The sequence below is a fragment of the Streptomyces sp. BPTC-684 genome, assembly GCF_030028635.1.
Taxonomy (GTDB): Bacteria; Actinomycetota; Actinomycetes; order Streptomycetales; family Streptomycetaceae; genus Streptomyces; species Streptomyces noboritoensis.
Genome location: NZ_CP124863.1, coordinates 6,932,167 through 6,943,349, shown reverse-complemented (window position 1 = coordinate 6,943,349; position 11,183 = coordinate 6,932,167). Strand labels below are relative to the sequence as shown.

Below are 11,183 nucleotides of genomic sequence, written 5' to 3'. Positions count from 1 at the left end.
GGATTCGAGTAGTCGACTGCTCTGTGGCCGAGCGGGCGGCCGCGCGAGGGTGAGAGGGCGCCGGCCACCACGGCGGCGCATACAGGGGTGGAAGCGCGGTCCTGCCGGGTTGACCACAGCCGCGGTGCACAGGCTGGAACCGGCTATCGACCGCGTTTTCCGGTGGAGGACCAGGCCCCACGGTCACAACACCACACGAAAGGCAGCCAATGAGGTACTCATCGCGCATCGGCAGACGCTCTGCCGCACTCGCGAGCGCCGCACTGCTCTCCGTCGGGCTCGGCACGGCGATGGCCACCCAAGCGCACGCCGCCGCGGCGGCGTCCGTGATCATCTACGACGGCTACAGCCAGACCGTCCAAAGGGAGTCGGCCGGGACTCCCGTCTCCTGTCCCACCAACCAGGTCCTGCTGGGCCGGGAGCACCACGGCGACGAGAACGGCTCCACCACCTACTACTGCGGCCTGATCATCATCGACGGCCAGCTCGTACAGGTGGGCGCGCCGAACTGGAGCGGCTCCCAGCGGGAAAGCAACTCGTTCTTCACCGCGCCGGGCGGTGAGGCCCTGGTGGGCCGGGTCCACAGCGGCGACGAGAACGGCTACACGAGGTACGCGACGGCCTCGCTGACCGTGGGGGGACGGCCCGTGGACATCACGTCGTACCGGTGGACCGGCGGCCAGACCGAGAGCTCCAGCTACTCCAGGGCGAGCGACGGCGAGGTCATGGTCGGCCGCTCGCACTACGGCGACGAGAAGGGCCAGACCACCTACGAGTACGCCAAGGTCTCGTAGACCGGGTCGAGCTGGTGCGGTTCCGCCCATGCCCGAGGCTCCCGGCAGACTGCGGTGCGGGGGCCTCGGGTGACGCGTCACCCGGACCACCCGGACCGGTGAAGTGCGCCGTAGCTCGAACGTGCGGGCCAGAGCGGGCGAATGGGGAAGTGGCGATCCCGGACCGCCAGCCGCCGATCAGCCCCGCATGTCGCCGGGCCGTTTCGTCTGCGCCGCCCGCCTGCCCTGCCTACCCGGCCTTCGGCAAGGCACGTACTCAGGCAAGGTCCGTGCTCAAAGCAGGCTGCGCGGTCGGTAAGCGATGATCCGGCTGCCTGCCGCCACATACACGGTGTGGTTGGCGATGGACACACCGTTGCTGGCCAGTGCGGCCACGGCGTCGCTCGCGCCGTCGAGCGCCAACGACCGGCGGAGGATCTGGATTCCGGTCGATGCGTCGTAGGCGTCGAGGATGCCGATCGAGTCGGCCGTGTACACGACCCCGTCCGCGACGGCGACCGGCTGGTAGTGGATGCCGTCTCCGACGAGCGAAGCCCACGCGGCCGTGGTCGCTCCTGGTGCGAAACCGACCATCAGCGTGCCCATGGCCACGTCTGCGTACACCTGGCCGGCCTCGGGGTCGTAGGCGGTGGAGGCACCGTTGCAGACCAGGCAGCCGACGCCGACCAGGATCCGGTGCTGCCCCTCCATCGAATCCGCCCGCATGACGTGGTAGACACCCGACTTCTGCAGTTCACCGATGAGCAGTTCACCCGTCGGGTTGCGGAACAGGTTCGGGGACGCGCCGAAGTCCAGGTCCTGTTGCAGGTAGGAAACGCTGTCACGTGCTTCCTGCAACGATGGGAGGAACGGCGGGAACGGCGGAAAGGTCGGGTTCTCCGGCAGCAACATGCATGTCGGCCGCGCCAGATCACGCAAGATGGGAGAGTACTGGTCGATGAGCCCCTTGTAGGAGGCGACGATGGTGCCGAATGCCGCGCTGCCCGGGGTCAGGTCGATCTTCACGATCGCGTTGGTCCACAGGTGCTCCTGTTGTTTGCTGAACGGATTGCCGGTCCCGGCGTAGACGTATCCGGTCGCCGTGTCCACCGCAGGGGTGCTCCATATCCCGCCGCCGGCATAGCCGGCCGACTGGTCTGCTTCCGGAATCGTGTAGGCGTGCTTGAGGACCTGGCCGTCGGACTCCCGCAGAATGGTGAACCCGCCCTGAGCGGTGGGGATTCCCTCCGGGCCGGAGAAGCCCACGATGACGGCCCCGCGGTACACGAGGGGGCTGGCGTTGGTGTAGGCCTCGGGCTGCGAGTCCAGCGGCGGGCTCTGCCACAGCCGGTTCCCGGTCTCCGCTTCCAGCACCAGCACATACGGCCCGCCGGACTTGTTCACCGCCACGAACACCTGCTGCCCGTCGATGGCGACCGTAGACACGACCACACCGGATCGGGTGCCGGTCTCGGCAACGGTCAGATCTATGTGCTCCCGCCACACCTTACGGCCGGTGTCCGCGTTCAGAGCGACCACGTCACCGGCCGCATCACCGAGATAGACACATTCGTGCGCGACGACCGGGGTACTGGCGATGTCCTCGTAACCCACCGCCTGCGCCCGGTTGCCGGTGTCGAAGACCCAGCTGGGTGCGAGCGTGGCGGCTTTCACCGGCGGGAGGGCGCTCTCGTTCTGCTGTGCGCGTGAGTTGGAGTAGTCCCTTCCGTACATCGGCCAATCGCCGCCGGGTGCCGTCGAGCCCGAACATCCCTGGGCGACGGGCGCGGTGAGCACCGAGGGGACCAGCGGGCTACTGAAGGCCATGACCGCGGCCGCGACCACTCTGATGACTGGTGTGATGAGGTGTCGCATGGCTGTCCTCCTGTGACGGGGAGCGGAGGTGTGACGAGCGGAGGTGCCGCGATGGGGAGGGTGCGCACCAGCCGAGGCTTGTGCCGCGAGGCCAACGCGTGTGGCATCGCCGCGTCCGGACCCGTCCTGCTGCGCGTCTCCACCAGCAGCATCCCGGGCTGCTGCGCGGACACCCTCGCGAGCGCCACCCCCGACGCGGGCATGAGAGCTGTACCGAGGCGCTTCTTCACCGGCACGGGCTGGTGGCGACCGCGGCCGACAGGAGCCGTGCCGGTGAGGCACGCGGCGAGGACCACTGTCGTGAAGGCCAATGACGTTGGGGGCTTCACTGGTGCCTCCCGAGGTTCGGGCCTTGCCTGACACACCGCGTGCGGGGAGTATCCGCCGACCGGCGATATCTGGCCATGCCGGCGACGAGGCCCACGGTGGCGCGAGAAAGAGCGCACCTCGGCGGAGCGCCGAGCAACCTGCCATATGCGTGATGGCAGACACGCAGGACTTCTTTCGTGCTGAACTGACCTCGTTGGGTTGGGGCGGGACGCCGTGCGCCAGGAGACAGGGCGGGGATGGTCTGGCCCCGACGGCTTCGACCCGCCAGCCCTCGTCAACGGCCGCCTCGCCGGCCACGCTCGCGTCCACGCCCGGGAGGGACATCCGAACGTCCCCAGGAAGCATGTGGAGCGACTGGAACCCAGCAACGGCACAACGGAGACCCGTACAAGCGCCGAACCGACTGTAGAGGTCAAACTCGGCACGATCCTCGACAACACCCGCCGCCGCGCAGCAAAACTCTCTCCCCAAAAAACGACGCGCCGATATCGGCATGCGCTGGTGACGGACGTCTGGCGGGGCCGTACTTGCCGGTTGGTCTCCGGCTCGCCCATGACGGCCGCCGCGAACGGTCATGTCGAGTGCCGTGGCCAGGCTGGAGTGTCCACCATGCCGAAGGCCGGGAAACCACCATGCTCACCCAGGCCAACTCAAGCGCTCACGGGCCAGCGGCTCTTGGGCCTCCGACTACGCGCTGTGCTGAGCCTGCCTGAGGGGCCAGCAGAGTGGGGGGTGTCGAGTTGGCCCGCAATCAACGTCCCTGTCCAGAGGGTGGTTGTTCGGCGAACGAGGTGCGGTAGGCGCGCGGGCTGGTCCCCAGGCGGGATGTGAAGTGCTGGCGCATGGTGACTTCGCTGCCGAAACCGGACCGGCGGGCGACCTCGGGCATGGGCAGGTCGGTGCGTTCGAGGAGTTTCTGGGCGGTCGCGATGCGGTGGTCCAGGAGCCAGCGCAGCGGAGTGGTTCCGGTAGCCGCCGCAAAGTGCCGAGCGAAGGAGCGCGGCGACATCCCGGAGCGGGCGGCGAGAGCGGCCACGGTGAGCGGTTCGTCGAGATGCGCCAGGGCAAAGGCGCGCACCTCGGCCAGCGCGTCCGCGTCGCGGTCGGTGTGCGGGGTCGGATGTGCGATGAACTGGGCCTGGGTGCCGGTCCGGAAGGGTGCGGTGACCATGGAGCGGGCGATGGTCGCGGCTGCCTCCGCGCCGTGCGTGGCGCGCACCAGATGCAGGCACAGGTCGATGCCGGCGGCGGTGCCGGCCGCCGTCCACAGATTGCTGTCCTCGACGAACAAGGCGTCCGGTTCGACTTGCACCTGGGGGTGCCGGGTCTTCAACAGATCGGTCAACGCCCAGTGGGTCAGCGCCCGGCGGCCGTCCAGCAGTCCCGCCTGGGCGAGTGTGAACGCGCCGCCGCACAGCGCGGCGATGGTGGTGCCTCGGGCGTGGGCGCGGCGCAGTGCTGCGAGGACGGGCTCGGGCGCTGGGGTGACGTGGTCGTCCAAGCCCGGCACGAGGATCAGCTCGGCGCGAGGCAGCCAGGCGAGGGTGCGGTCCGGTGTGAGCGCAAGCCCGCCGCGCATCGGTACCGGTTCGGGGCCTGCGGCCACCCGGCGCAGCTCGAACGCGGGGACTCCCTGGTCGGTGCGGTCCGCGCCCCACACCTCGGTGATCACTGAGACGTCGAAGGCCCGGATGCCGGGAAAGGCGAGCAGGGCGATGCGAGCCGGTGCGGGTTGGGTCACCTTGGCAGTAAACCATCGATCGCTGTCTTTTCGCCTTCTGTGCGAGAGCTCACCGGGGCGGCAGGATCGTGGGCATGGAGATCACACAGAACGCGGCGCTGGTCGTGGTGGACGTGCAGAGGGGCTTCGACGAGCCGGAGTTCTGGGGCCCGCGCAACAACCCGGCCGCCGACGAGAACATCGCCTCGCTGATCGCGGCCTGGCAGAACACGGACCGGCCGGTCGTCTTCGTACGGCACGACTCGAACAAACCCGGCTCGCCGCTGCGGGCCGGGTACGAGGGTAACGACTTCAAGGAGTACGTCCAGGAGCGCCGCGGCAAGGGCGGCGGGCCGGAGCTGCTCGTCACCAAGTCCGTGAACTCGGCGTTCTACGGCACCCCCGACCTTGACGACTGGTTCAAGGCGGCGGGTATCGCCCAGATGGTATTGGCCGGTATCCAGACCAACATGTGTGTGGAGACCACTGCCCGCATGGGCGGCAACCTCGGCTACGACGTGCTGGTCGCCCTCGACGCCACCCACACCTTCGACCTGACCGGCCCGAACGGCTGGCATCTGACGGCCGACGAACTGGCCCGAGCCAGTGCCGTCTCGCTGCACGGCGGGGGCTTCGCCCGGGTGGTGACGACCGGCGAGCTGGTGACCGCCGTCCGCCCCTGACACCCCAGATCATCCGCCCCTGACACCCCAGATCAGGAGCGCGGGCCACCTCCGACGCTCACCGGGGCCAACTCAAGGGGCCTGACCGCGGTTGTGTGATGGACAGCCACGGCAGCCGCGTATCGCCCGCTACTACAGGCACTGCCCCACCACGGACAGGCGGTTCGGCTATTCGTAGCCGTTGATCAACTCTGTTGGAGGCGTGACGTCCCGCTGCGCATCACCACTGAGGCAATCTCTGAGTGTGAGTTTCACGCGTCGCTCTGGAGCTGCGATGTCGCATGAGGATCGGGCGGCGCACGCGGCGGACATCGTCGGTCCTCTGGTGTTTCCCCTCCGCCGGGGCCCTCTGGACCGCCACCCCAAGTCCCGCCCGCGACAAAGGCGAAAGCCCACCGCCCGAGCCCGCCCCCCTGCGTGGCGACGCCGGTTGCGCACCCCGCCGCTGCTCCTCGATCACCCGTGCCAGCCGCGCATTGCCCACATCCCCCTGCAAGGCGATGACCCCCTGGGGCGACACAACCCCCGGGAGCGGCGACGTGTCCAACCGGGACGGACCGGGCTCCCGCCTACCGGTTCCGGACTCCTTCTCCCACTGCCTCTTCACACCCATGACGTCCCCGATTCCTCACCCCCCTTGCTACCCGAACCTCCAACAGCCACAAAGGTCCCAAGGGGAAGGTCCAAGGGACGAATCCCTTGCCCCGAAGTACACCACCCAACACCCACGACACCGCCGACGCACCATCTGCCCCGATTCCCGTCTCCTCCTCCTGCCCGGAAGCCACCTCATCAGCACCGGACTCCCCCAGGATCTCGCCAACCGTCTCCCCGGCGATCTCCCGCCGCAACAGTCGCAGCCCTCGGCCCGGACCAAACGACCGCGCAACTCCGCGATATCGCACAGGAGTCCGTTCACCACCGACCGGGCCACAGCCTCACGCCGACACAGTCCCCAAGCAGCTGACGCTGCGCGCTGGACGCCGCCGCATTTCGCGGCTCAGGCTCAGGCTCCATCGGCCATTGAGGTTCTCACCTTGTGTCCGACGCCCCGCGACGTATGGCCCCGTGCCTGGGCCCGTACGCTGTTGGCGCTCAACTGGACTACGGCTGAGACGGATCGGGGAGACAGTGCCGCAGGAAGCGCAGCCGGGACGGGTGGTCGGTGGGCGGTATCGGCTGGTCGGGCGGCTCGGTTCCGGGGAGTTCGGGCGTGGGTGGCGGGCCCGGGACGAGACCCTGCATGTCGACGTGGCGCTCAAGGAGGTCTGGCTGCCGCCCGCCGCGTCGGCGGACGAGCAGTCCGAGCGGCTGCTGCGTGCCGCGCGCGAGGCCCGCCACGCGGCCCTGCTTCGCGACCATCCGAACATCGTCGCCGTGTACGACGTGGTGGTCGAGGACGGCGTACCGTGGACCGCGATGCGGCTGGTCGAAGGCGAGTCGCTGGCCGAAGCCCTCGGCAGGAAAGGGAGTTGGCCCCGGAGGAGGCCACGAAGGTCGCCACGGCCCTGCCGGCAGCCCTCGGCTCGGCGCACACGGCCGGGATCGTGCACCGGGACATCAAGCCCGCGAACGTGATGCTGGCGGACGACGGCGGGGTGCTGCTCACGGACTTCGGGATAGCCCTGCGCCGGGCCGACACCGCGCTGACCGCCCCCGGCTCGTTCGTCGGCTCGCTGGAGTACATTGCCCCGAGCGGGCCTGCGGCCAAGACGGCCTCCCCGTCAGTGACCTGTTCTCGCTCGGGGCGACGCTGTACCAGGCGACTGAGGGCGTGTCCCCGTTCCGCCGCGACACCGACACCGGGCCCCTGACCGCCGTCCTGTTCGACGAACCCCCGTCGCCGCGACAGGCGGGCCACCTCGCGCCTCTGATCACGCGCCTCTTGGAGAAGGACCCGTAAAGACGGCTGACGGTGCCCCAGGCGCAGACACTGATCGGCACGCCGTCCACGTCCGCCGTGCGGCCCGCGCCCCGGACCGTACGGGAACGTGCCGGTGACCGGGATTTCGGGCCGGCGATGCGCGGCGAGGAGCCGTCCGAGGATCTCCCGGTGATGCTGGACAGCCTACCGGTGGCACTGGTCCAGCGGTGCCGGTTCGCGGACTACCCCGACTATTACGCCGACGTGGCCGCCCAGAGCCACCTTCCCGACACGGCGGTCACCGCAGTCTCACACTGGGCTGCGCGCCTACGCCGCCAGCCTCGTACCGGACAGCGCGGGCGCGAAGTGCAGGTGGAAGTGGGGATGGGCCAGCAGCCACCTGCGGACCGGCTCGGTCTTGTGGGTGGTGTAGTTGTCCACGATCAGGTGTACGTCCAGGCCGACCGGGACCTCCCGGTCGAGCTTGGCGAGGAATATCTTGAACTCCGCGTGCGGTGACAGCGGTGGAGCGAGCCGATCGCCTTCCCGCTCGCCGCGTCCAGCGTGGCGAACAGGGTGGCGGTGCCCGCACGGAGGCGGCCGCGGCTGCGGCGTTCGGGCACCCCGGGCACCATCGGGAACACAGGCTGGGATCGGTCCAGCGCCTGGATCTGCGACTCGCATCCACACGCAGACCCAGGGCCCGCTCCGGCGGGTCCAGGTACAACCCCACCACGTCGTGGACCGTGTCCACGAAGAACGGGTCGGTGGACAGCTTGAACGACTCGGTGCGGTGCGGCTTGAGACCGAACGCCCGCCAGATCCTCGACACCAGGAGCTGCGGCGAACTCGATGAAGAACGGGTCACGTGAGTGGCCACCCCGCTGCCGCAGCGACGATCGCCGGGAACCCGAAAGCAGCACGGCCTGCCCGCTCACCGCTGTGCCCGTCGCGTACGTCCGCTGCTCGTGCGGGGGCGCGAGGCGAGGCATGCGGTGGCGGCCGATCCCACGTGGGGATACGGGAGTGCGGCTGCGTCGCCCGCCATAGGCCGTTTGCCACTCATCGGGTTCTCCTTGCCGAGGTTTCGCCAGGACTTCGACCGGGGGATCTGGTGCCGGTCCGGCCGTGCTCGGTCGGCCTCGCCCGACTGCTTTTGAGCCCCGCCCGGCGGCCCGGACGGGGGAGGAATCGATCATCACCGCCCGCGACCGGTCCAGTTGGTCTTCGGCCACGGTTCTGTCAGCAGCACCGCATGCAGACGGTCCCAGACACCGGCCTTGTTCCACGCGGCCAGGCGCCGCCAGCGGCTGCCCGGCACAGCGTCCGAGCATGGGCCAGCGATGAAACAGCCCCCGCCCTCGACGGCATCGACCAGTCGAGCTCGGGCGAGATCGCAGCAGGCGAACGGCTCAGAAATCTCGGTTGAGATCGGCCCGGCTATCCGGGAGATTGCATCGTCAGGTTGGAGGCATGACGAAGACCCGAGTCGACTTCCACTCGGGCCCCGCCTGCCCCTTCGCCCAGATCACCGCACAGTGACTGAACAGGAGCCACCCATGGCCGACACGTCGCAGACCACCCCCGACGCTCATGTCGGGGATCGGAGCAGGCAGGACCGTCCGGACCACCCCGCGGCCCTCGACGATGCGGCGATGCGCCAGGCCCGCAACTCCGCCGCGTTCTGGGCCGCAACCGGAAGGTCCCGCGGCCACGAGGTGATCCACCGGCGCAGCTTCCTGGCCGTACTCGGCGGCAAGCGCGCCGGGACGCGCATCTTGCTGCAGGAACCCGACCCCGACGCGTCCGAGCTCGCCGAGCTGACCGAGCTGGCTGCCCGATCGACCGGCCCGGTGGATGTCGAGGATCCGTTCAGTTCCACCGACCTCAGCCATCTGGGCATGCGCAACTGGCAGATGCCGATCATGGTGCGCCCGCCTGGCCCCGTCTCCGCCCCCGCGATGGAGGTGATCCCAGTGCAGCGGGCGCAAGAGCTGCAGGCTGCCGAGCGGATCGTGATCGAGGGCTTCGAGCTGACCAGATTCGCCCCCTACCGTCCCGGCGAGATGTTCCCCGCGACACTGCCCGAGCAACCAGGCGTGGACGTGTTTCTCGCCGTCCACAACGGCGAGGCGGTCGGAGCCGGTGTCACCGTCGTCCACGACGGGTTCGGCAGCCACTACTGGGTCGGCACGCCGTCGGCGCACCGCTCCCGCGGCGCCGGGCGGGCCGTCATGCTCGGCTCGCTCGCGCCCATGGCGAACCTGCCGGTGACGCTCACCGCCTCACGGCTCGGACGGCCGCTGTACGAGTCGCTGGGCTTCACCGCCGTCACCTCGTCGACCTGGTGGTCCTCACAATGACCACTGCCAAGGCGTGACGACACGCCCCTGGCCCGTCCAGACACCACTTGCAGCCCCGTCAATTCGGTCACCCAGACAGAGCCACACTTGAAGATCACTTCAGCGGACGTTACCCAGACAGGGCGTCAAAAAATGCCAGGGTGCCACGAAGCGGGTGCGGTCACCGGCGTATCGGGCCACGGCCGCAGCCCCTGCCCGGGGAGATGGGCTGCAGCCGTACCACCGTCCAGCGCGGAGCCACTGCACAGGGCAAGCCCCGTAACAGGCCGGTGGCAGACCCCGGGCACACACCACGCACCAGGTCCTGCAAGGCCCCGCGCACAGATCATCCGGGCAGTGAAACCAGCACGCCCAGTGCGCTCATCGCCTCCTCGGCGGCACCTGCCGGTTCACGCACACGTTCCGGCGCCTCCCGGAGCGGCAACCCGAAAGCCGCCCCGGCCGGCCGGGAAAGGTGGACGAGGAGCAGGAGGAGGACACCGTCCACGCGGCTCGGAGCCGGTTGCCGGTCCGACTCCAGGCCGGGCCCAGGCAGCCATCAGCGTCGATGGGTAGCGTGGGCGTCTGTGCCGGCCCGGCCGGGACAGACGCCCGTTGACACCGGATCAGATCACTTGCAGTACGGCACCGGGGCGAGGTTTTGCACATAGCGGGCAGCGACCCAGCCGGGCTTGCCCGCGCCGAGCTTGTACCAGAGCCTGTTGCCGTCCACGTTCTGGCTGATCTTCTTGCACTGCAGGGCGGTCACCGTGCCTTTGGGCAGCAGGTTGAGCCGCTTGGACGTGGTGGTCGCGTCCTGGCGCACCCACAGACCGCCGTTGGCGACGACCTTGCCCGTGGGCCCGGCCGCAGGGGTGAGGGTCTGTCGGGCAGCGGTGACAGTCGCCGTCGCGGACGCCGCCGATGCCGCGCTGCTGCCGAGCAGGATCCCCGTTCCGGCAAGTGCCGCAACCGCTCCGGCTGCGACCGCCTTACGCATGCCAGACACGTACATTGCTTCCCCTTTCATTCCCTTTGGGATGTACGCCCTGTAGGACCGCGGATCGTGCCGATACGTTCCACGGAACGCGAAGAACTTCCCTAACCCGCGGCTGTTGGCAAGCTCAGGAGCGATGCCCCCACGTAAGTTGACCGGGTTGCCGGCCAGAGGGCACTGCGGCGGTAGCGCCGCGTTCAGCAGCTCCAGCAGTTGGAGGGCGAGCGCGTCACCCAGCTCCGCCGCGCGCAGCACGGGCCCGGGCGCCGGGGTGAACAGGTGTGGACCCTGACGCGGCGGATGCGCGGATGGTACGCGGTGCGCGGGCGGGGAAGGCCGGTACTCGGCGGCCCGGCGGCGCGGACGGGCGGCAGGGTGTGGGCGATGCTCAGGGCCGACAGGCGGGCCAGGCGCTCGCGCAGGAAGTGGCTGGCCTGGGCGTCGCCGAGGGGATCCTCCTCGTAAAACAGTGCCGCACGCTCGGCCGGGTGCAGGCCCGGGGTCGCCCAACGGGTGGCGGAGGTCAAGGTGTTCGGTGCTGTCGACGTCGGACGGGCAGGGCCGGGGCGGGCAGCCCTGCCCGCACACCGTGCAGTCCT

At 69.5% G+C, this 11,183-nt stretch carries 9 protein-coding genes and 1 pseudogene; 4 read left to right on the top strand and 6 right to left on the bottom strand.

Going from position 1 to position 11,183, the window contains the following annotated elements; all coding sequences use genetic code 11:
* The first annotated feature begins 209 nt into the window (after nucleotides 1-209).
* On the top strand, nucleotides 210-794 hold the full coding sequence (locus QIY60_RS30870) for a hypothetical protein (RefSeq protein WP_283145464.1): 585 nt from the start codon (nucleotides 210-212) through the stop codon (nucleotides 792-794).
* Nucleotides 795-1,067: 273 nt separating this feature from the next.
* Here the strand turns inward: QIY60_RS30870 and QIY60_RS30865 are convergent, their stop codons facing one another.
* Both QIY60_RS30865 and QIY60_RS30860 read right to left on the bottom strand, forming a co-directional pair.
* Nucleotides 1,068-2,648, bottom strand: a complete 1,581-nt coding sequence (locus QIY60_RS30865) for a PQQ-binding-like beta-propeller repeat protein (protein WP_283145463.1) — start codon at nucleotides 2,646-2,648, stop codon at nucleotides 1,068-1,070.
* A gap of 1,081 nt (nucleotides 2,649-3,729) precedes the next feature.
* A complete protein-coding gene (locus QIY60_RS30860; RefSeq protein ID WP_283145462.1) occupies nucleotides 3,730-4,719 on the bottom strand; it encodes a helix-turn-helix domain-containing protein in 990 nt (329 codons plus the stop codon).
* A gap of 74 nt (nucleotides 4,720-4,793) precedes the next feature.
* On the opposite strand from QIY60_RS30860, the gene QIY60_RS30855 reads away from it, so the two are divergent.
* Nucleotides 4,794-5,381: a cysteine hydrolase family protein gene (locus QIY60_RS30855; RefSeq protein WP_283145461.1), complete on the top strand. Its 588-nt coding sequence runs from the start codon at nucleotides 4,794-4,796 to the stop codon at nucleotides 5,379-5,381.
* A 1,104-nt stretch (nucleotides 5,382-6,485) separates the two neighbouring features.
* Here the strand turns inward: QIY60_RS30855 and QIY60_RS30850 are convergent.
* A complete protein-coding gene (locus QIY60_RS30850) occupies nucleotides 6,486-6,743 on the bottom strand; it encodes a hypothetical protein (RefSeq protein WP_283146156.1) in 258 nt (85 codons plus the stop codon).
* On the opposite strand from QIY60_RS30850, the gene QIY60_RS30845 reads away from it, so the two are divergent.
* Nucleotides 6,650-7,195 carry a phosphotransferase gene (locus tag QIY60_RS30845; RefSeq protein ID WP_283146125.1) on the top strand — a complete coding sequence of 182 codons (546 nt, stop codon included), beginning with the start codon at nucleotides 6,650-6,652 and terminating at the stop codon, nucleotides 7,193-7,195. The genes QIY60_RS30850 and QIY60_RS30845 overlap by 94 nt on opposite strands.
* Nucleotides 7,196-7,602: 407 nt before the next feature.
* Here the strand turns inward: QIY60_RS30845 and QIY60_RS30840 are convergent.
* Nucleotides 7,603-8,122: pseudogene (locus tag QIY60_RS30840) on the bottom strand (IS630 family transposase); the annotation flags it as partial.
* A gap of 682 nt (nucleotides 8,123-8,804) precedes the next feature.
* Between QIY60_RS30840 and QIY60_RS30835 the strand changes: the two are divergent.
* Nucleotides 8,805-9,608, top strand: a complete 804-nt coding sequence (locus QIY60_RS30835) for a GNAT family N-acetyltransferase (protein ID WP_283145460.1) — start codon at nucleotides 8,805-8,807, stop codon at nucleotides 9,606-9,608.
* Between the two features lie 610 nt (nucleotides 9,609-10,218).
* Here the strand turns inward: QIY60_RS30835 and QIY60_RS30830 are convergent.
* Nucleotides 10,219-10,587 (bottom strand): SH3 domain-containing protein, encoded by a 369-nt coding sequence (locus QIY60_RS30830; protein ID WP_283145459.1) that lies wholly within the window; start codon nucleotides 10,585-10,587, stop codon nucleotides 10,219-10,221.
* A gap of 194 nt (nucleotides 10,588-10,781) precedes the next feature.
* Nucleotides 10,782-11,111: a hypothetical protein gene (locus QIY60_RS30825; RefSeq protein WP_283145458.1), complete on the bottom strand. Its 330-nt coding sequence runs from the start codon at nucleotides 11,109-11,111 to the stop codon at nucleotides 10,782-10,784.
* Between the last annotated feature and the right edge of the window lie 72 nt (nucleotides 11,112-11,183).